Below are 17087 nucleotides of genomic sequence, written 5' to 3'. Positions count from 1 at the left end.
TGGCCGTGACCGTGCAGAGGCCGGTGCTCGTGGCCACCGAGGCGGACGACACGACCGCAGACGCAGTGATAGCCGAACTCAACACCCGCGGTGTGCCCGTCGTCCGCTTCGATCCGGCGGACATCGGCGAGGACCTGACGGTCTCTGCACGGTTCGGGTCCTCGCCGGGCTGTCCGGCGGGACAGATCCGTACCCCGTCGCGGACCGCGGACATCGGCGAGGCCCGGTCGCTGTACTGGCGCCGCCCACGCTGGCCGACCTTCGACCAGCTGACCACGGCTGACGCCCGATTCACTTCGAGCCAGGTCCGGCACGGACTGGGCGGCATCCTCTACAGCCTTCCGGGGTGCCTGTTCGTCAACCACCCGCTGCGCAACCACGCCGCCGAACACAAGCCCACCCAGCTCGCGGTGGCCCAGCGCATGGGCTTCACGGTGCCCCCGACGCTGGTGTCGAACGACCCCGACGCTGTCCGGGCCTTCCTCACCGAACAGGGCGAGGCGGTGTACAAGGTGCTGTGCTGGACCCCTTACCGGCAGGGCGAGGTGGGGATGTCCGTCTGGACCGAGCCGGTGACCGCCGAGGAGATCGACGACTCGGTCCGCGTCGCTCCGCACCTCTTCCAGGCTCGCGTCGACAAGACCGCCGATCTTCGGGTCGTCGTGGTCGGGCAGCGCGTGTTCACCGTCCGGATCGACTCCGACCTGCTGGACTGGCGCCGGGACTACAACGCGCTGTCGTACAAGGTCGTCGACCTGCCCAACCGGATGCAACGGGCTCTGATCGAGTTCCTGGCCCACTTCGGGCTGTGCAGCGGGAGCTTCGACCTGTGCCTGGACCGCCAGCAGAACCTGCACTGGCTGGAGTTGAACAGCAACGGCCAGTGGGGCTGGCTGGAAGCCGAGACCGGTCTGCCGGTGGCCACGGCCTTCGCCGACCTGCTCGAACGAGGAGAGCAATCATGAACCTGGCCGACAGCGCCGGAGCCCGTCGAGACCTCGCCGACCGGCTCGCCGCGGCCGGCGTGCTGAACGACCCCGCCTTGCGCCGGGCCGTGGAGGAAGTACCGCGTGAGGCGTTCCTGCACCCCGGCGTCTTCCTCCCGGGCGACGACAACCAGTGGATCCCGAAGACCGCGGTCGGCACGGATCCCCAGGAGTGGCTGGCCATTGCCTACAGCGACCAGTCGCTGGTCACCCAGCTGGACGGGCATCTGACCGCCGATCAGACCTCCGAGCCCGTGACGGGGTTCCCCACGTCGTCCTCGACGCTTCCCGAGACTGTCCTGGGCATGATCCAGCACCTGGACCTCGACGACGGCAACACCGTGCTGGAGCTCGGCACCGGCACCGGCTACTCGTCCGCGCTGATGTGCCACCGTCTGGGGGCCGACAACGTGGCCACCGTCGAGGTCGATCTCGATGTCGCCCGCCGTGCGGACGCCGCCCTCGAAGCGTGCGGCTACTCCGCGTGGACCGTCCACGGCGACGGCCTCACCGGCTACCCCCGCCTCGCTCCCTACGATCGCGTGATCGCCACCATGGCGGTCCGCCGCATCCCCTACGGCTGGGTCCGCCAGACCCGGCCCGGCGGCACCATCCTGGCCACCGTCGGCACCTGGACCTACGGCACGGGCCTGGCCAAGCTCACCGTCCGCGAAGACGGCACCGCGCACGGACGCATCGTCGCCCGGTCCTCGTTCATGGCCGCCCGCTCCCAGGTCGACCAGTACCCCACCGGCGACCTGGCGGCCAGAGCCGCCTACGCCACCAGCGAGCGCACCACCCGTACGCCCCCGCAGCTCCTCCATGACTGGACGCCCGCGTTCTTCGCCCAGCTTGCCGCCCCGGGCGTCCAGCTGATTCGCTCGCTGGACGACAACGGCTCGTCCCGTACGTACCTGTTCGACGTCGACCGCGAGTCCTTCGCCGAGCTGACCGAGGCCAGTGCTGAGGGAGAGTGGAACGTCCGGCAGGGCGGCCCGCTGGCGCTGTGGGACCGGATCGAGGAGACCTTGACCCTCTGGCAGGCCAACGGCCAACCCGGCGTCGAACACGTTCGGCTCGCGGTCGACGAACGGGGCCATACCTACTGGATCGGCAACGAGAAGCCCGACGGGCCCAACGGCCCGGCCTGGACCCACCGGGTCTGATACACCAGCACCCGAACCGGCCCGACCCTGCCCGCTTCCTCCGCAGGGAGCTGCTGCCCGCACGCCCACCGCTTGGCCCTCGCGCACCAACCGCGGGGGCCGGGCGCCCCGGCGATCCACGCACCCAAACCGGTGGAGAGGACGATGGACGAACGGCTACCGGTCGGCGATCCGCTCCGACTCGAGAATCCCGTAGACCGGGGAGTCCCGCCACGCACCCCTGATGTGGACGTGCTCGCGTATGACGCCCTCACGCTGGAACCCCGCCGCCAGGAGCGTCTTGTCCGACGCCGTGTTGAGCGGCGCCCGCGCCGCCCACACGCGGTGCAGCTCCAGGTCCTCGAACGCCAGGGCCAGGCCGAGGCGCAGCGTCTCGGTGCCCAGGCCCTTGCACGTCAGGATCCCGCCGATCCCGCTCTCCAGCAGCCGGAACGCGAGGTCCTGAACCTCGATCAGGTCACCGAGCACGACGTGCAGCGGACTCCGGGCTTGGAGCCGCCGCTGTGAACCTTGGACACCTACGGCCATCTGTGGCCCGACCGGCTCGATGAGGTGTCCGACCGGTTGGATGCCCAGCGAGCCAGGATCCTTAGCAAGGCGAAGAAGGCCGAGAAGGCCGCAAAGAGGGCGGCGCAGCGACGTCATACGTTGGTATTCCGTGCTGCTGCCGCCAGCAACCTGGCTACCCACTGTAGCCACGCACTCTGACCTGCACGTTCATGGTGGGCACAGACGGTTTCGAACCGCCGACATCTGCTTTGTAAGAGCAGCGCTCTACCACTGAGCTATGCGCCCTGGGCGAGAGCTAAGACTACCTGGTCCGGGAAGTGATCCGTGTCGTGCTGGGTGCGGTGGGGGTGGGGCTGGTGCGAGGATGAGGGGACGGGGGCCGTGGCGGCCCGGTGGTGCGGGTTGTGGAGCGGGAGTCGACGTGGCGGGCGGATCGGCGCGGTGGCGGCGCAGCGAGATGATGCGTGCGGACGCGCAGGCTGCCAAGGACGCCGCCGCTCAGGCGTTCTACGAGCTGGACATGGTCCAGCGGGACGTGAAGATCTCGGTGGAGGCGGTCGCCGCCGCTGACAGTTCGCCCGGCGCGCAGCGGGCGATCGCGGACTTCGCCGCGCTGGGTGCGCGGATCGACGAGATCAGCACCGCCTACATCGGCGCTCTGGACGCCGTCGACCTGGACGCGGAGGAGATCGACGCGGGCGCGGCGGCGCAGGCGCGGCAGCGGTTGGACCACGCGCGGCAGCAACTCCAGGCCGCGAAGGCGGATCTGGAGCGGTTCGCCGGGTACCTGGAGCCGCTGGTCGCCGCCGCCGAGACGCAGCTGGCGCAGGTCGCCCCGGCGGTGGCCCGGGCGAAGCAGTCCTGGCTGGACGCGAGCAACGCGCTGGACGCGGTCCGGGCCGCCCGGCTGACCGCCGACGACCTGGGCCGCCGGCTCGCCTCGCTGTCGCCGCAGCTGGCGCTGCTCGGCGAGGGGGCCGGGCGGCACGGCGTGCAGAAGCTGCTGCAGACCTCGGCGGAGGTGCAGCGGACCGCCGAGGCGGTGCGGGCCGAGGCGGCGCGGCTGCCGGAGCAGGCCCGGGAGATCGACCAGCGGCTGGCCTCGCTGCGGACCCGCGCGCAGGGCGTGCAGACCAAGTCGGGCGGCGTCGAGCCGACGCTGAGCGAGTTGCGCCGCCGCTTCAGCGCCGCCTGCTGGCAGGACCTCCAGCAGGTTCCGCAGCAGACGCTGGAGGCGGTGCGGAACGCCGGGGCGAGGCTCGCCGAGGCGGAGCGGGCCCGGGACGAGCAGCGCTGGCAGGACGCGGTGAGCACGCTGGCGACTGTCCGGACGCTGCTGAACACCGCCGACGAGGCGTTGAACACCGTCAACGACCGGCTGCACTCGCTCAACGAGGCCCAGCGCGCGCCGCAGGCCGAGATCGAGCGCACCCGCTTCGCGCTGCGCGACGCCCAGCGGTTCGCGATGGCCGGGCGCAGCGCGCCCGACCCGCGCCACGCGGCGGCGCTGGACGCCGCGCTGGACCGTCTTGAGCGGGCCGCCGAGGGGCTGACCGGGCGGCACCCGGACTACTGGCAGTTCCTGACCGAGATGGCGGCGGTCCGGGAGGCCTCGGCCCAGGTGGTCCAAGCGATCCGCGAGGAGCGGGGCGGGGGCGGCGGAAGCCGCTGAGCGGCAGGTGGAGACGTGGGGGTGGTGGGGTCGTAAGCTTCGGGCATGCCTCGTTATGACTACCGCTGCCGTTCCTGCGGAGCCACGTTCGAACTCCGTCGTCCGATGTCCCAGGCCAACGCCCCGGCGATGTGCCCGGCCGGGCACGAGGACGCGGTGAAGCTGATGTCCATGGTCGCCGTGACCGGCACGGCGGCCGTCGGCGCCGCCGCGCCCAGCCAGGGCGGCGGCGGTGGCTGCTGCGGGGGCGGCTGCTGCGGCTGAGCCACCCCAGGAAAGCCCACCTGCCGGACAGCCCACCGCCGGACAGCGCACCGCCGGACGGCCCACCCCAGGGACAGGCCGCCGCCGCACAGCCCACCCCGGGGACGGCCCGCCGCCGGACAGCGCACCGCTGGGCGGCCCGCCCCGGGAGGGCCCGCGCCGGAACGAGTCGGCGCGGTCAGCCGACCGGGGCCGGTACCAGGGCCCTGGCCAGCAGGCGGCGGACGATCTCCTCGCCCGCCGCGACGCCGGTCTCGCGCAGGACGGTGACGCCGGGAGCGGTCCAGCCGCTGTCGGCGAGTTCGCCGTGCCCGGGGCGGAAGCCCTGGTCCGCCGCCAGCAGCAGCTCCGCGTCGAGCAGCGAGTCCCCGGCGGTGAGCACCGTCGAGGCGCCGACGCGGCGCTCGACCTCGGCCAGCGCCGCCGACTTCGTCAGCGGTCGCGGCACCAGGTAGACCTTCCGTCCCTGCAACGACACGCCGTAGCCGCGTTCCTCCGCCCAGGCCGCCAGTTCCTCGATCCAGCCCTGCGGCAGCAGCTCCCGCTCGACCACCAGGTAGGCGAACAGGTCCTCGGCGACGCGCCGCTTGAGCGTCCACTCCGGGTCGGCCGCGAGCGCCAGGTGGTGCACCACCTCGTCCAGCGGCGCGCAGGTGTCGGCGAGCACCGCCTGGACCCGGGCGTGCCAGTCCTCGTCGGTGACGCCGTCGACCAGCAGGTGGCCGCCGTTGGCGCAGACCGCGTAGCGCGGGGCCCAGCCGGGGACCGGTCCGGGCAGGTGGACCCGCAGGTACTGGCTCCGGGTCCGGGTGGTCACCGGGACGAACTCGGCCGCCCCGATCAGCTGGACCAGCAGTTCGGCGCAGCGCTCGGTCATGAACGACAGCGGCTTGCCGTGGTGCACCTCGACCGTCAGCAGCCGGGGTGCCAGCTCGTCGGCCATGCCGAGCGCGAGCGCGCGCGGCGAGTAGATCAGCGTCCGGTCCAGATCGCTGCCGACCAGAATGCGGTGGTCGGTGGGTTCAGGGTGGTCAGTCGGTTCACGGTGTTCACTCATACGGCCGTTCCCTCGTCTCCGGTCGCTCCGCGCGTGTACTGGGGGTGGATCAGGCCGACGCAGCTGTACGGCAGGTCGTCCACTGCCTCGACCGGCACGCCCCGCTGCTCGGCGAGCAGCCGGACGTGCCCGAGCTCGGCGTCCGCTCCCCGGCGGACCAGCACCCGCCAGGGGACCCGCCGCAGCAGTACCCGGGTGGTCTCGCCGACGCCGGGCTTGACCAGGTTGACGCTGCCGATGCCGTACTCCTCGCTGATCCGCTCGACGGCCGCCCAGCCGGACCAGTCGGGCTCGCGGTCCGCCCGGTCCTGCGGCTGGGCCCGGACGTCGGGGAAGCAGTCCGTGACCGCGTCCAGGAAGCGCGCCGAGACGTCGGCCCCGGCGAGGTCGCGGTAGAACTTGGCACCGTGGAAGTCGTCCGGGCCGATCAGCCCGGGACGCAGCACGGTGCGCGAGACCAGCCCGGACACGGTCGAGTTGAGGCAGGCCGAGGGGATCAGGAAGTCCTCGCGGGTACCGAAGGTGCGCACGCAGTGGGCGGGGTCGGCGAGGACGGCCATGGCCGGGTCGAAGCCGGTCCCGGCGAGCGCCGCCTCCAGCTCCCGGGTGATCGCGCCCTTGCCGGTCCAGCCGTCGACGAAGACGACGTCGGCGGGGTCGTGCTGCTCCGCCAGGTAGCGCAGCGCGACGGTGTCGATGCCGCGCCCCCGGACGATGGAGACCGCGTAGTGCGGCAGTTCCACGCCGTGCGCGTGCCGCGCCCAGCGGCGCATCAGGATCCCGACGGGCGTCCCGGCGCGGGCGAGCGACGCGAGCACCACGCCCCGGCCCCGGTCGCGCTCGGCCAGGACGGTGTCGGTGACGGTGGCGACGGCCTCGGCGATGCGCCTGGCGGAGTCGCGCAGCGCGGTGTGGAACAGCTCCTGGTACTCGGCGGTGGGCTGGTACTCGATCGGCAGCGACTCGGCGTAGTGGGCGCCGCCCTGCTGGACCGCCTCTTCCCGCTCCTCCACCGGCGCCTCCAGGACCACCTCGGAGAGGTCCTTGAGCAGCCAGGACACCTCGTCCGCACGGTAGGAGGAGAACGCCGGTCCGTGCAGCGGCCGGGCGGGGGCGGCCTCGGGACCGGTCGTGGCGCCGCTCCTCGGGCGGTGCGCGGGGACGGTGGCCAGCAGCACCAGGTCGGTGACGCCGCGCAGCCGGTCGAGCAGGCCCCGCCCGGGGGCGTGCAGGGCGGCGGTGTCGGCGTCGGAGTCCAGCACCAGCACCACGGCGTCGAACCGCCGTGCGAGGTCACGGCCGGGCGCGACGTTGTAGGCGTAGCGGGTGCCCTCCGCCCCGGCGTCGTGCGCGGGGAAGGTGAGCCGCGTCCGGATGGCGTAACCGGGGTCGTCCACGGCGAGCGCGGGCGAGCGGGTGGTGGTCGAGAACCGCACCTCGGCGGAGCCGGGACCGCCGGGCCGGGACGCGCCGTGGTCGAGTGCGTCCTGGAGGGCGGCGGCGAGCCGGAGCGGGGTGTACATCAGCTCCTCGGTACCGAGGACCAGCACCCGGCGCGGTCCGGCCTGCTCCCCCGCGTCCGCCGCGCCACCCGCGCCGCCCGCGCCGCCCGGGTCCAGCGCCGCCGCGACGCGGGCGGCCATGGCGGGCAGCGCGGCGTCCAGGCGGGCCCGGTCGGCGGGGGTGTAGCCGTGGCGGGCGCCGTCGCGCAGGCCGGTCGGCCAGCCGAGGTCCACCCGGCGCAGCGCGGCCCGCGCGGGGCCGCTCGGCGAGCCGCAGGGCTGCCGCGCCTCCTCGGCCGCCGCCAGCGCGGCGCCGCGTGCCGCCGCGTCCGGCGGGAGCTGGACGGCGGCGGTGACGGCGGCGACCACGTCGAGCCGGACGCCCAGGTCCGCCGCCGCCTTGTCGAGCAGCAACCGGGACTCGTCGTCGCGGACGTCCGCCAGGGTGGCGACCACGTACCAGGAGCGCGGGAACCGCTGGTGCAGGGCGGAGATGGTGTTGATGATCGTGTTGCCGGTCGACAGCTCGTCGTCCACCAGCACCAGCGGTCCGCCGCCCGCCAGCAGGGCCGGGTCCTCCGGCAGCAGCAGGTGCGAGGTGGCGTGCGAGTGGGTCTCCTCGAAGCCGCCGACCGGGGCGGCTCCGGCGACCTGGCGCCGGGTCGAGTGCAGGTAGTCGGCCGGGGCGTCGCCGAGGCCGTCCGCGACGCAGTGGCCGAGGCCGGTCGCGGTCTCCGCGTAGCCGAGGACGACGGCGGCGGGGGCCGCCGCCCCGAGCAGGTCGCGGACCGCGCGGCCGAGGTCGTGGCCCGCCCGGTAGACCGTGGCCGGCCGCTGCGGGATGTGCTTGCCGAGTACCCGGGAGACCAGCAGCTGCGCGCGTTGCGGGTTGCGCAGCCGCAGCGCCAGTCCCAGCAGCTCCCGCGCGTCGCCGCCGGGCAGCCGCAGGCCGAGCCGCTGTTCGACCCACTCCCCCGGCCACACCCGGTCGCCGCCCGGCGCTTCGGCGAGGGAAGCACGGGAAGCAGGGGAAGCGGGGAAAACGGGGGAAACGCGGGAAGCGGAAAGGGATGCCATGGACTCAGCCGTGGGCTCAACCGTGGACTCAGCGGTCATGTTGCAGCCTTCGTTCTCTCTCGAACAGGAACAGTCCACCAGCCGCAGATGACGGCGCGATGTCCTCAGGGGCACAGGCAGGCGGCCAGGAGCTCCGCGAAGGTGACGTCCTCACGCGCGACGCCGAAGACCGAGGCCCGCAGCATCACCCGCCGCGCCCAGGCGCGGTGCGGCTTCACCTCGTTCATCTTGTTGGTGTAGGCCGAACGGAGTACCCCGCCGCCGCCCCGGTCCTGGTGCAGGATGTCCACCGCGTCGGACCACTCCTCGTGGGTGGCCACGGCGAGGGCGTGCACGGCCGGGACATGGCTGGGGTGGATGCAGGTCTTGCCGAGCAGTCCGTTGGCCCGGTCCAGCTCGATCTCGCGGATCAGGCCGTCGAGGTCGTGCGCTATCAGCCGCCGCCGGACCTCCTCGGTCGGCGGCTCGGTGTCGGCGAACGGGGAGCTGCGCAGCTGCGGCTTGAACTTCCGCTCCTGGACCGGGAAGTACTCCCAGACCGGGCCGGTGATGGTGAAACCGCTGCCGTCGGAGCGGCCGAGGACGTTGACCACGTCGCCGATCACCGAGGCGACCAGCTGCACGTCGTACGCGGTGAGCTCGGGCGGGCGGCGCAGGCCGTACGCCGAGGAGAGGTCGGTGACGCCGAGCCGTACCGCGAGGATCTGCTCGCGGAACTTCTCCAGCACCCGGGCGACCCCGGACAGGGTCTCGGCCCGGCGCTCCAGGTGGGCGAGCTCCGGGGACTCCAGCACCGGCATCGCGAACAGCCGCAGCCCGCTCCGGGCCCGGACCTCGGCCAGCGCCTCCAGGTAGGGCAGTCCGGTCTCCTCGGTGAACTTCGGCAGCACGAAGCCGGAGAGCACCCGCAGCGCCGGGCCGAGCCGGTCGGCGAGGTCGGTGATCTGCGCGGGGTGGCGCACCCGCAGGAACAGCAGCGGCCAGTCCCCGGAGGCCGGGCCCGGCCGGGCGCCGGTCGCCTGCTCGGCGAGGCCGGTCAGCTGGCTGACGACGTTGGCCTCGGCGGCCGGTACCTCCCGGTCGTCTATGGCGTCCTCCAGGCAGAGCACCATCGAGGTCACCCCCCGCGCGGCCTGCTTGCGGACGTCCTGGAGCAGGTGCGGCCGGGTCCCCGGGGAGTACAGGGTCGCGCCGAGGGCGGCGGAGAGCACGTCGGGGGGGCTGTCCCGGTCGAAATGCCCCGGTTCGTGGAGAAAGAGCCGTTGCCGGGTCTCGGCGTCGAGTTGGCTGAAATGACGCACTGGCCCCCCTGGGTCTGCTGTGCCGTCGAGGCAAGGGATGTGGAACGTCCGGGATCCACCGGGGCCGTTGGCTGATCATCGTACGTAAGAATTTGCCATAATCCAGTCCGGAAACCTGACGTTTTCGGAATCATGCCCACCGGTTAACATCCGCGCATCCGCACGGCCGCCGATCGGCTCGTTCACCCCCTCCGTGCCGCGCCCCGCGTTGTCGCGCGGCACCCCGTGACGGCAGGATGAATCCATGACCCGGGTGATGCCCAAAGGCTCGAACATCCCGCTCGCCGCCGTCGACGCGGTGCGCGCGGTACTGCGCTGGCGCGTCGCCCCCGGCGGGCCGGACGTGGACGTCGTCGCGCTGCTGCTCGGCGCGAACGGCCAGGTGCGCGGCGACGAGGACTTCGTCTTCTACAACCAGCCCCGGCACCCCACCGGACGGGTCCGGCACCGGTCCAAGACCCGGCGCGGCGAGGACCTCAGCGACACCCTGGACATCGACCTGACCCAGCTGCCGCCGGAGATCGAGCGCGTGGTCGTCGGCGGCGCCGCCGAGGGCGGGCACTTCGGCCAGCTCAGCGACCTGTGCGTGCTGCTGTACGACATCGCCCGGGGCCCGGACGCCGAGCCGCTGGCCCGCTTCGACATCACCGACGCCACGCCGGTCGGCGCGCTGCTGTGCGGGGAGATCTACCGCCGGTCCGGCGGCTGGAAGTTCCGCGCGATCGGGCAGGGGTACTCCTCCGGCCTGGGCGGGCTGGCCAAGGACTTCGGCGTCACCGTGGACGACGACGACCCGACCGAGCCGCCACCGGCCGACCCGCAGCAGCCGCCGTCGAAGCAAGCGCCGTCGCTGCCGTCACCGTCGCCGCAGTCGCAGGCGGAACCGCAGCCCCAGCCGCAGCACGCGGCCGGGACGACGGCCGGGACGCCGGTGAGCCTGCCCGGCCAGGCCGCCGAGTACCCCCGGCCGCCCGCGTACGAGCCGCTGCTGCCGGAGCCGCCGGACTTCGCCCTGCCGCCCCAGGGGCCGCAGTTCCTGCCCGTCGACTGAGCCCGCCCAACGGGCCCCCGGGGCTCAGCTCACCGGCTTGTAGCCCCGCTGCCACTGCAGACCCCACCCGTACAGCCGGTCCAGCTCCGCCTGGAAGCCGTACACGTAGCGGGCCTCGCGCCGCACCTTCAGCACGCCGTCGTGGTTCTCGATCAGCGCCACCGCGCAGGACCGCGCCTGCGCGGTGTGCTGGTCGAGCTTGACCTCGATCGGTCGGCCCCCCGGCGGGAACAGGGTCACCAGTGCGTGCGTGCGGTCGAAGGCCGGGGTCTCGTCGTAGATGTAGACGAACACCAGCAGCCGCCGGAAGGAGTCCTTCTTGGACAGGTCGATGTACATCGTCTCGCCGGAGGCCCCGCCGGAGCGGTCGTCCCGGCTGAGCCGGATGTACGGCGAGTGCTGGAGGTCCCCGTAGAGCTCGCCCAGCGGCTGCACCACGCCCTTGCTGCCGTCCGTGAGTTCGTACATGCAGCCGAGGTCGAGGTCCACCGCCAGCGGCTGCCCACCGGCCACCGGCAGCGGCATCGGTTTGAACAGGTTCGGGTGCAGCAGCCCGCGCCAGAACGCCCCGGGCGCGCGCCGCGCGCGCTCCGGCTCGCGCGTCGTCCAGTGCAGGTTGACCTGCATCGTCCCGGCCACCAGGCCCTGTTCGGTGATCGCCACCTCGGGCGAGCCCTTGGTCAGGGTCACCCGGTCCATGCCCGCGTCGAAGCCGGACTCGGCCCTGCGCAGGAAATCCATCAGCCCCGCCATCACTCCCCCTGTCCGCACCGCTTCGGCTCCGGCCCGACCGCCGCAGCCCGCCGGAGCCTGACCGTCAGTCAATACCTCCGGGCTACCCATCCGGAGGCCCGCACTCACCACTCTTCCGTACCGGTACGACAGTCACCGTACCCGGGGCGTCCGCATACCCCGCGCGCTCCGGCCACGTCCACCCGCACCCCCCTTCGCCACCCCAACTGCCCCAGCCGTACGATGTGCAACCCCGCGACGCGATATCGTCTGCACGCACGCGTGTCGCGGCGTCAACTCCGCCGCCTCTGGGGGACCGCAGTCGCAAACCGGCGCCAACTGGCGCCAACCGGTGCCGTACGGCGCCGGACCGGTCACTCCGTCCCCCTGCCGCCGACCCCCCGAAGCCGAGGCCCTACCGCATGAACCTCTCGTCCATACAGCTGGTGTGGCTGGTCATCGCCTGTGCCACCGCGCTTGCCATCGCGGTGATCATGGGCCTGCTGCGTTCCAAGAAGCCCAAGCACGCGGCCGACCCCAAGGATGACTCCTGGGAGCGCAGTGAGCAGCGCCGCCGCCGCAAGGAGGCGCTGTACGGCAGCGCGTCCTACGTCCTGCTGTTCGCCTGTGCGTCCGTCGCCGCCGCGTTGTCCTTCCACGGCCTGGTCGGCTTCGGCGAGGAGAACCTCAACCTGACCGGCGGCTGGCAGTACCTGGTGCCGTTCGGCCTGGACGGCGCGGCCATGTTCTGCTCGGTGCTGGCCGTCCGCGAGGCCAGCCACGGCGACGCCGCCTTCGGCTCCCGCCTGCTGGTCTGGCTGTTCGCCGCGGCCTCCGCCTGGTTCAACTGGGTGCACGCGCCGCGCGGCGGCGACCACAACGGCGCGCCGCAGTTCTTCGCCGGGATGTCGCTGTCGGCCGCGGTGCTGTTCGACCGGGCGCTGAAGCAGACCCGTCGGGCCGCGCTGCGCGAGCAGGGCCTGGTGCCCCGCCCGCTGCCGCAGATCCGCATGGTCCGCTGGCTGCGCGCGCCCGTCGAGACGTACCGCGCCTGGTCGTTGATGCTGCTGGAGAACGTCCGCTCGCTGGACGAGGCGGTCGAGGAGGTCCGCGAGGACAAGCGCGACCGGGAGGCCGCGGCCCAGCGCCAGCGCACCGAGAACCGGCGCGAGCGCGCCGAGTTGAAGGCGCTGTCGCGCTCCGCCCCGCTGCGCGAGCTGACCACGCTGGAGGCCTCGGGCGGCGCCGAGAGCGCGGCCTCGCTGGAGCCCGCCTCGCCGCGCGGGGTGCTCCCGCACCGTCGCCGCCGGGAGGTCTCCTCGGTCACCGCCGAGGCCAAGCCCGAGGAGGACGTCAACGCGAACCCCCGGCTGGACTCGCTGGAGCAGAAGCTGAAGGACCTGGAACAGCAGTTCGGCTGAGTGGCGCACAGTCCAGCCACGTACAGTGTCCTCATGATTGCCAGGCCAGCGACCTCCTCCACGTTGAAGGAGATCAACCTCCGTACCGTCCTCGACGTGATCCGGACCGCGCCGCCGGTCTCCCGTGCGGAGATCGCGCGGCGCACCGGCATCTCCAAGCCCACCGTCTCCGCGCTGCTCCAGGACCTGCTGGAGATGGGCCTGGTCTCCGAGACGGTGCGCGAGGAACTGGGCCCCACCTACGGCGCGCTGTTCTTCGCCCCGCGCCCGGAGGCCGCGCACGTGCTGGGCCTGGACGTCGGCGCGCGCCGGCTGCGCGGGGCCATCGCCGACCTGGAGGGCGCCGTCCACGTCCGCCGCGACGTCGACGTCGAGGGCATGGAGGCCGGTCAGGTGGTGGCCGCGGCGACCGCGCTGGCCGAGGAGCTGTGCGCGGAGGCGGGGATCCCCCGCGACGGACTGCACCACGTCGCGGTCGGCGTGCCGGGCGTGGTGGACCGCCGCGACGGCCGGATCTGGCAGGCCACCAACGTGCCCGCGCTGGACGGCTTCCAGGCCAGGGACGCCTTCGGCGCGGCGCTCGGACTGCCGGTCACCGTGGAGAACGACATCCACCTGGCCGCGCTCGGCGAGCAGCGGCACGGCACCAAGAGCGGCACCGGCACCGACGCCGAGAGCTTCGCCTTCCTCTCGGTGGGCACCGGCGTCGGCGCGGGCCTGATCCTGCACGGCGAGCTGCACCGGGGCTTCGCGGGCGCGGCCGGTGAGCTGGACTGCGCGCTGGACCCGGACACCTTCGACGACAACGACCCCTGCGCGGCGGCGCTGCTCCAGTACGCCGCGTCGCGGCTGAGCGGGCACCCTGAGCTGACCGGGGAGCTGAGCACGGAGCAGGTCTTCGCGCTGGCCCGGACGGGTGACCCGGACGCCTGCGCGGTGGTGGACGAGGAGGTCCGGCGCATCGTCGGCTACCTCTCGACGCTGGCCGCCGTGGTCGACGTGGAACTGGTCGTCCTCGGCGGCGGCATCGGCCTGAACGGGGACCTGCTGCTGTCCCGGGTCAGCGAGCGGCTGGCGGTGCGGGTGCCCTACCCGCCGCGGGTCGAGGTCTCGGCGCTGGGCGACGCGGCGGTGCTGACCGGCGCGGTCGCGGTGGCCACCCGGGCGGCGCTGGAGCAGATCCTCAGCCTCCGCTTCGGCCTCCCGGGCCGCCGCCGCGCCTGAACCGGCGCGGCGGGCGGTGCGGCGCCGGGTCAGCCGGTGCCCTCGGCCGCCAGTCGGCGGTTCCTGGCCATGGAGGAGAGCAGCGCCAGGCCGATGAAGGCGACCCCGATCAGGCCGGTGACGACCTCCGGGATGCTGTACCTGATGGAGACCATCAGGATGATCGCCAGCGCGCCGATCGCGTAGTGCGCCCCGTGCTCCAGGTAGACGTAGTCGTCCAGGGTGCCCTGGCGGACCAGGTAGACCGTCAGCGAGCGGATGTACAGCGCGCCGATGCCCAGGCCGAGGGTGATCTGGAAGATGTCCTGGCTGATGGCGAACGCCCCGACGACGCCGTCGAAGGAGAACGAGGCGTCCAGCACCTCCAGGTAGAGGAACAGGAAGAAGGCGGCCTTCCCGGCCACCAGCAGCGCCGACTTCCCCGAGCCGGAGCCGGAGCCGGAGCCCGACGCCGCGACGACCGCGCCCTCGTCCGAGGTGTCCGAGGCGTCCGCGTCCTCCTCCTCGCCCGCGCTCTCGAACAGCTCGGACAGCCCGCTGACGGCCAGGTACGAGGTGAGTCCGGCGACCCCGGCCAGCAGGACCGTCTCCGCCCGGGTCTCGGCGAAGAACCGCGCCGAGAGCATCAGCACGATCATCGAGACCACCACCGACAGCTGGTTCAGCTTGCCGATCCGCTCCAGCGGGCCCTCGATCCAGCCGAGCCAGCGGACCTCCTTCTCACCGAGGATGAAGTCCAGGAAGATCATCAGCAGGAACATCCCGCCGAACGCGGCGATCGCCGGGTGCGCGGCGTTCAGGTGCTGGGCGTAGGTCAGGCCGCCCGAGGTCTTGCTGGAGTCCAGCGCGAGCGAGATCACGGTCTGCGGGCCGATGTGCGCGGTGAGCGCGACCACCAGCAGCGGGAAGACCAGGCGCATCCCGAAGACCGCGATGAGCACGCCGACGGTGAGGAAGATCCGCTGCCAGAACGGCGTCATCCGTTTCAGGATGGTGGCGTTGATGACCGCGTTGTCGAAGGAGAGCGAGATCTCCAGCACCGAGAGGATCAGGACGACGCCGAAGCCGTCCGCCCCCCAGAAGTACGCCGCCGCCGCCAGGCCGACGACGGTGATCCCCATGGACCACCCGAAGGTACGTAGGAGCATGGGGGTCAATCCTTTTCGGTAGCGAACGGCGGCCGGAAGCGCGGGGAGCGGCGGCCCATGGCCCTGCGGTCGCACTCCCCGCCCTGCACGCATCTTTTCTTACTGAACGTTAACCCCGAAGTCTAGGGCGATTCCCCGAAGCCCAGACGCATAACCCTGCCCGACCGCCCGGAACTTCCACTCGCCGTTGTAGCGGTACAGCTCCCCGAAGATCATCGCGGTCTCGTTGGAGGCGTCCTCGGACAGGTCGTAGCGGGCGAGTTCGCTGCCGTCCGCCTGGTTGACCACCCGGATGTAGGCGCTGCGGACCTGCCCGAAGCTCTGCAGCCGCGCCTCGGCGTCGTAGATCGACACCGGGAAGACGATCTTGTCGACCTCCGCCGGGACCGTGGCCAGGTCGACCTTGACCACCTCGTCGTCGTCCGCGCCGGTACCGCCGACCAGGTCGTCGCCCATGTGCTGGACCGAGCCCTCGGGGCTGGTGAGGTTGTTGTAGAAGACGAAGTACTCGTCCCGGAGCACCCGGCCGTTGGAGCACAGCAGCGCGCTGGCGTCCAGGTCGAAGTCGGCGCCGGTGGTGGACCGGGCCTGCCAGCCGAGGCCGATCTGCACGGCCGTCAGATTGGGTGCGGCCTTGGACAGTGAGACGTTGCCGCCCTTGGCGAGAGTGACACCCATCCGTATCTCCCCTTCCGAACAGCCCGGGCACCGAGCTGGCCCGGGCTCTGCGCCGAAGTCTAGGACGGCCGTCAGCCGACCGCCCATGCCCGGAGCTGCCTGGCGATCTCCGGGACCTCCAGCTCGCCCGTGGCGACCGCGTTCACGAACACCTCCGCGTCGTCGACCGGCGCGTTCAACCGGACCCCGTTGAGCCGAAGCATCATCCGCATGGCGATCCACGCGGTGCGCTTGTTGCCGTCCACCAGAGCGTGGTTGCGCGCCAGGGAATGCAGCAGCGCGGGATAGACCTCGACGCCGACCACATGGGTCCTGGGCCGCTCGACCGAGGAGTGCGGAAGACCGAAATCACGCACACAGTGCCGCGAACCGGTGATCCGCTCGACGCTCATCAGGAGTTCGAGCAGATCGAGGTAGATCACGCAAGGCGTTCCAGCAACTCCGCGTCCTCGGTCATGACCTGGTCGAGGACGTCCGCGAACAGCTCGGTCCGGCGTGTCAGGAAGACATGGATGGCCTCGGTGGCCAGCTCCTGCTTGCTGCGGCCTTCCGCCTTGGCGCGCTCGGTCAGAAGCTGGTCATCGGTCTCGGGGAGCCGCAGCGTCACAGCCATGCAGGCATGCTATCGCCCTGGTGGCAAACCGTCGGAGCGCAGCGCCGAAGCCGGGCCGTCCAGACGCGCTGGCGGGCCCGACCTCACGTGTGCGGTCCGGCAGCTCCGGTCAGACGTTGACGCCGAAGTCCTGGGCGATGCCGCGCAGGCCGGAGGCGTAGCCCTGGCCGATCGCGCGGAACTTCCACTCGGTGCCGTTGCGGTAGAGCTCGCCGAAGACCATGGCGGTCTCGGTCGAGGCGTCCTCGGACAGGTCGTAGCGGGCGATCTCCTGGCCGGTGGCCTGGTTGACGACCCGGATGTAGGCGTTGCGGACCTGGCCGAAACTCTGCAGCCGGGACTCCGCCTCGTAGATCGAGACCGGGAAGACGATCTTGGCGACGGCGGTCGGCACGGCGGCCAGGTTGACCTTGATGACCTCGTCGTCGCCCTCGCCCTCACCGGTGAGGTTGTCGCCGGTGTGCTCGACCGAGCCGTCGACGGACTTGAGGTTGTTGTAGAAGACGAAGTCCTTGTCCGAGGCGACCTTGCCGGTCTCGGCGGTGAGGATCGCGCTGGCGTCCAGGTCGAAGTCGGCGCCGGTGGTGGTCCGGGCTTCCCAGCCCAGGCCCACGAGTACCGCCGTCAGGCCCGGCGCCTCCTTGGTGAGCGAGACATTGCCACCCTTGCTGAGGCTGACACCCAC

Annotated in this window: 17 protein-coding genes and 1 tRNA gene; 7 read left to right on the top strand and 11 right to left on the bottom strand. The window is 72.3% G+C overall.

The window, feature by feature from the left end; all coding sequences use genetic code 11:
* Positions 1-5 precede the first annotated feature (5 nt).
* Together tgmB and tgmC are read left to right on the top strand one after the other, a co-directional pair.
* Positions 6-965 carry an ATP-grasp ribosomal peptide maturase gene (gene tgmB, locus GXP74_RS08615; protein WP_370468403.1) on the top strand — a complete coding sequence of 320 codons (960 nt, stop codon included), beginning with the start codon at positions 6-8 and terminating at the stop codon, positions 963-965.
* On the top strand, positions 962-2152 hold the full coding sequence (tgmC, locus tag GXP74_RS08610) for an ATP-grasp peptide maturase system methyltransferase (protein ID WP_182450801.1): 1191 nt from the start codon (positions 962-964) through the stop codon (positions 2150-2152). The genes tgmB and tgmC overlap by 4 nt, the downstream gene beginning before the upstream one ends.
* A 156-nt stretch (positions 2153-2308) precedes the next feature.
* On the opposite strand, the gene GXP74_RS08605 is transcribed toward tgmC, so the two are convergent.
* A complete protein-coding gene (locus GXP74_RS08605; RefSeq protein WP_182450800.1) occupies positions 2309-2620 on the bottom strand; it encodes a GNAT family N-acetyltransferase in 312 nt (103 codons plus the stop codon).
* A 252-nt stretch (positions 2621-2872) separates the two neighbouring features.
* A tRNA-Val gene (locus GXP74_RS08600) sits at positions 2873-2947 on the bottom strand.
* Here GXP74_RS08600 and GXP74_RS08595 point away from each other — a divergent pair.
* Positions 2940-4334 (top strand): hypothetical protein, encoded by a 1395-nt coding sequence (locus tag GXP74_RS08595; RefSeq protein WP_182450799.1) that lies wholly within the window; start codon positions 2940-2942, stop codon positions 4332-4334. The genes GXP74_RS08600 and GXP74_RS08595 overlap by 8 nt on opposite strands.
* A gap of 45 nt (positions 4335-4379) precedes the next feature.
* The gene (locus tag GXP74_RS08590; protein ID WP_182450798.1) at positions 4380-4598 is read left to right on the top strand and encodes a zinc ribbon domain-containing protein; all 219 of its coding nucleotides are present in this window, start codon (positions 4380-4382) and stop codon (positions 4596-4598) included.
* 178 nt (positions 4599-4776) lie between these two features.
* Here the strand turns inward: GXP74_RS08590 and GXP74_RS08585 are convergent, their stop codons facing one another.
* The 3 genes from GXP74_RS08585 to GXP74_RS08575 all read right to left on the bottom strand — a co-directional run bounded on the left by GXP74_RS08585 (position 4777) and on the right by GXP74_RS08575 (position 9535).
* Positions 4777-5655, bottom strand: coding sequence for an HAD family hydrolase (locus GXP74_RS08585; protein WP_182450797.1), 879 nt, complete (start codon positions 5653-5655; stop codon positions 4777-4779).
* Complete coding sequence (locus GXP74_RS08580; RefSeq protein ID WP_225447792.1) at positions 5652-8141, bottom strand: phosphoribosyltransferase; 2490 nt, start codon at positions 8139-8141, stop codon at positions 5652-5654. Before GXP74_RS08580 ends, GXP74_RS08585 begins: the two co-directional genes overlap by 4 nt.
* A gap of 197 nt (positions 8142-8338) precedes the next feature.
* On the bottom strand, positions 8339-9535 hold the full coding sequence (locus GXP74_RS08575) for an HpcH/HpaI aldolase/citrate lyase family protein (protein WP_182450795.1): 1197 nt from the start codon (positions 9533-9535) through the stop codon (positions 8339-8341).
* Positions 9536-9779: 244 nt separating this feature from the next.
* Between GXP74_RS08575 and GXP74_RS08570 the strand changes: the two genes are divergently transcribed.
* A complete protein-coding gene (locus GXP74_RS08570; RefSeq protein WP_182450794.1) occupies positions 9780-10586 on the top strand; it encodes a TerD family protein in 807 nt (268 codons plus the stop codon).
* A gap of 24 nt (positions 10587-10610) precedes the next feature.
* Here GXP74_RS08570 and GXP74_RS08565 read toward each other — a convergent pair whose 3' ends face one another.
* A complete protein-coding gene (locus tag GXP74_RS08565) occupies positions 10611-11327 on the bottom strand; it encodes a Tellurium resistance (RefSeq protein WP_370468542.1) in 717 nt (238 codons plus the stop codon).
* 413 nt (positions 11328-11740) lie between these two features.
* Here GXP74_RS08565 and GXP74_RS08560 point away from each other — a divergent pair, with 413 nt between their 5' ends.
* Both GXP74_RS08560 and GXP74_RS08555 read left to right on the top strand, forming a co-directional pair.
* Entirely contained in the window at positions 11741-12739 is a 999-nt protein-coding gene (locus tag GXP74_RS08560; protein WP_182450793.1) for a DUF2637 domain-containing protein, read from the top strand.
* A gap of 33 nt (positions 12740-12772) precedes the next feature.
* A complete protein-coding gene (locus GXP74_RS08555; RefSeq protein ID WP_182450792.1) occupies positions 12773-13963 on the top strand; it encodes an ROK family transcriptional regulator in 1191 nt (396 codons plus the stop codon).
* Positions 13964-13992: 29 nt separating this feature from the next.
* On the opposite strand, the gene GXP74_RS08550 is transcribed toward GXP74_RS08555, so the two are convergent.
* The 5 genes from GXP74_RS08550 to GXP74_RS08530 all read right to left on the bottom strand — a co-directional run bounded on the left by GXP74_RS08550 (position 13993) and on the right by GXP74_RS08530 (position 17087).
* The gene (locus tag GXP74_RS08550) at positions 13993-15111 is read right to left on the bottom strand and encodes a DUF475 domain-containing protein (protein WP_182450791.1); all 1119 of its coding nucleotides are present in this window, start codon (positions 15109-15111) and stop codon (positions 13993-13995) included.
* Positions 15112-15210: 99 nt separating this feature from the next.
* Positions 15211-15789 (bottom strand): TerD family protein, encoded by a 579-nt coding sequence (locus tag GXP74_RS08545; protein ID WP_182450790.1) that lies wholly within the window; start codon positions 15787-15789, stop codon positions 15211-15213.
* Positions 15790-15860: 71 nt separating this feature from the next.
* Complete coding sequence (locus tag GXP74_RS08540) at positions 15861-16211, bottom strand: type II toxin-antitoxin system death-on-curing family toxin (RefSeq protein ID WP_370468402.1); 351 nt, start codon at positions 16209-16211, stop codon at positions 15861-15863.
* Entirely contained in the window at positions 16208-16402 is a 195-nt protein-coding gene (locus GXP74_RS08535; RefSeq protein WP_182450789.1) for a ribbon-helix-helix protein, CopG family, read from the bottom strand. The genes GXP74_RS08540 and GXP74_RS08535 overlap by 4 nt, the downstream gene beginning before the upstream one ends.
* A gap of 109 nt (positions 16403-16511) precedes the next feature.
* Positions 16512-17087 carry a TerD family protein gene (locus GXP74_RS08530; RefSeq protein WP_182450788.1) on the bottom strand — a complete coding sequence of 192 codons (576 nt, stop codon included), beginning with the start codon at positions 17085-17087 and terminating at the stop codon, positions 16512-16514.

It is taken from the genome of Streptacidiphilus sp. P02-A3a (assembly GCF_014084105.1).
Classification (GTDB): Bacteria; Actinomycetota; Actinomycetes; order Streptomycetales; family Streptomycetaceae; genus Streptacidiphilus.
Note: the sequence above shows the minus strand (reverse complement) of the source record. Positions and strands in the feature narration are given on the sequence as shown.

Bases quoted from the DNA above. Each gene is read 5' to 3' on its own strand.
- tgmC (WP_182450801.1), top strand. From the start codon at position 962: ATGAACCTGGCCGACAGCGCCGGAGCCCGTCGAGACCTCGCCGACCGG.
- GXP74_RS08595 (WP_182450799.1), top strand. From the start codon at position 2,940: ATGCGCCCTGGGCGAGAGCTAAGACTACCTGGTCCGGGAAGTGATCCG.
- GXP74_RS08590 (WP_182450798.1), top strand. From the start codon at position 4,380: ATGCCTCGTTATGACTACCGCTGCCGTTCCTGCGGAGCCACGTTCGAA.
- GXP74_RS08585 (WP_182450797.1), bottom strand. From the start codon at position 5,655: ATGAGTGAACACCGTGAACCGACTGACCACCCTGAACCCACCGACCAC.
- GXP74_RS08570 (WP_182450794.1), top strand. From the start codon at position 9,780: ATGACCCGGGTGATGCCCAAAGGCTCGAACATCCCGCTCGCCGCCGTC.
- GXP74_RS08565 (WP_370468542.1), bottom strand. From the start codon at position 11,327: ATGGATTTCCTGCGCAGGGCCGAGTCCGGCTTCGACGCGGGCATGGAC.
- GXP74_RS08560 (WP_182450793.1), top strand. From the start codon at position 11,741: ATGAACCTCTCGTCCATACAGCTGGTGTGGCTGGTCATCGCCTGTGCC.
- GXP74_RS08555 (WP_182450792.1), top strand. From the start codon at position 12,773: ATGATTGCCAGGCCAGCGACCTCCTCCACGTTGAAGGAGATCAACCTC.
- GXP74_RS08550 (WP_182450791.1), bottom strand. From the start codon at position 15,111: ATGCTCCTACGTACCTTCGGGTGGTCCATGGGGATCACCGTCGTCGGC.
- GXP74_RS08545 (WP_182450790.1), bottom strand. From the start codon at position 15,789: ATGGGTGTCACTCTCGCCAAGGGCGGCAACGTCTCACTGTCCAAGGCC.
- GXP74_RS08535 (WP_182450789.1), bottom strand. From the start codon at position 16,402: ATGGCTGTGACGCTGCGGCTCCCCGAGACCGATGACCAGCTTCTGACC.